General features: G+C 66.6%; 1 protein-coding gene. It reads left to right on the top strand.

All coding sequences use genetic code 11. The features are described 5' to 3' along the window. Window positions 1–371 (top strand): HEAT repeat domain-containing protein (locus Q0994_RS33960; protein WP_299542597.1); only part of this gene is annotated, 371 nt, incomplete at both ends.

The following is a 371-nucleotide window of genomic DNA, read 5'->3' as shown; positions in this document are numbered from 1 at the left end:
CGCTGAACGTGCTGGGGGAGCGGTGGCCCGACCAGGAACACGTCTTCACCACCATCCTCAACGCCACCACCGACACCAACGCCGGCACCTCCACCGACGTACAGGCCTGGGCGCTGCGCGTGCTGGGGGAGCGGTGGCCCGACCAGGAACACGTCTTCACCACCATCCTCAACGCCACCACCGACACCGACGCCCACGTACGGGAAACTGCGCTGAACGTGCTGGGGGAGCGGTGGCCCGACCAGGAACACGTCTTCACCACCATCCTCAACGCCACCACCGACACCGACACCTACGTACGGATCACGGCGCTGCGCGTGCTGGGGGAGCGATGGCCCAACCGAGACCACGTCTTCACCACCATCCTCAAC

Origin of the sequence: uncultured Streptomyces sp. (assembly GCF_947488945.1) — a bacterium.
Lineage (GTDB): Bacteria > Actinomycetota > Actinomycetes > Streptomycetales > Streptomycetaceae > Streptomyces.
This window is presented reverse-complemented; position numbering and strand designations above follow the sequence as displayed.